Below are 1,359 nucleotides of genomic sequence, written 5' to 3' on the forward strand. Positions count from 1 at the left end.
AAGTAACGGGTTCAACTATCTTTGGGCAAAATCAGAAAGTAAAGCGATAACAGGGACGCCAGACAAACAGAATGTTGAATTGAAATTTGAAAGAAAGGCGGTAAAAATTGTCATAAATATAGTATCGGGAACCAATAACGGAATTACCTTAAAAGGCTGGATGGAAAGCGGCGACTCCGCCAAGATTACGCCTCCGAAGGTACCAAGTCCCAATGCAAGCAACTTGTGCAAAATGACACTGTCAACCGGAGTAATAGCACCGGCAACATCTGTCGATGCTGATAATCCTGTAAAAATGACCTGTGGAGAAGTTGCAGAGAATAAGGCAACAGTCTCTTACATTATGCTTCCATTAATTGATGAAAGTAATGAGCCTGTTCCCACAGTCACCCTAAGGGTTAAAGTGCAGAACACGGGAGAAACAGAAGGGGGAGAACGGACCTATACCACCCAACTAAAATATCCGTCAGGCGGTTTTGAATCCGGCAAACAATATACCTACACGGCCACCCTGAAAGCCAACGGCATCACCTTTACGGGTGCAACGGTAACAAATTGGAATCCGGTAACATTCGAGAATGGTGAAGGCAACTTAACCCCGACAGAACCGGATAACACAGATGGTAATAGTGGCAGTTAAACAGATAGGGCGAATGAATGATGATTTAGCGACATAGTCTTAGGGCTGTAAGCCCGGCAGATCTCAGCCCAAGGCGTGAGCCTTGGGTTAAGGAAACGTCTCCCTCCCCCCCTCTTAGCCCTGTAAGGGCGGCACAGGTAACATCCTGTGTCACAAGGTATCGCCCTTACAGGGCTCGAAGACGGGAGGTGGTCCTATTTAAACCCAAGGCTCACGCCTTGGGCTATGATCTGTCGCCCTTACAGGGCTTTTGGGCGGTTCGCGAACCGCCCCTACGAGGCCTCTGCAACTCACTGCTAAATCATCATTTACCATTATTTTTTAATATCAAATTAAACAACCGTGCAACAACATCCATCCATAATCGCCGGCCTATTATTGGCCCTTCTTCTTTTGTTCTCCTGCTCCTCCGGGGAGGAGATTCTGAAAGAAGAGATTCCTCCTGTTCAACCGGAGGAAAAGATCGCCGTGTCGTTTAGCGGCAGGATCGATTTAGTCGAGACAAAGGCTGGAAATGAAGGTACACCGGAAACGCAAGCCCTTCGGAAGGATGTGAATGTCACGATTCGGGCCTATATGCAGCCGTCAATCAGTCAGCCCGCTGCCGCGCCACAGTCCTGCCGGGATTATCTGGCTGCGGATGGCGGAGGCCTGGCGGTAAAAAACGGAGAAGAAGAGATGTTCCTGACAGCCGGAACCTATACGTTCTATGCCCTGTC

At 48.7% G+C, this 1,359-nt stretch carries 2 protein-coding genes; both read left to right on the forward strand.

The window, feature by feature from the left end; genetic code table 11:
• Window positions 1-640, forward strand: a 640-nt coding sequence (locus DWU89_RS20375) for a BF2992 family fimbrillin-A clan protein (protein ID WP_147292172.1), incomplete at its 5' end; no start/stop codon positions are given.
• A gap of 342 nt (window positions 641-982) precedes the next feature.
• Window positions 983-1,359 (forward strand): hypothetical protein (locus DWU89_RS20380; RefSeq protein ID WP_147292173.1); only part of this gene is annotated, 377 nt, incomplete at its 3' end.

This window comes from Parabacteroides acidifaciens (genome assembly GCF_003363715.1).
Taxonomy (GTDB): Bacteria; Bacteroidota; Bacteroidia; order Bacteroidales; family Tannerellaceae; genus Parabacteroides; species Parabacteroides acidifaciens.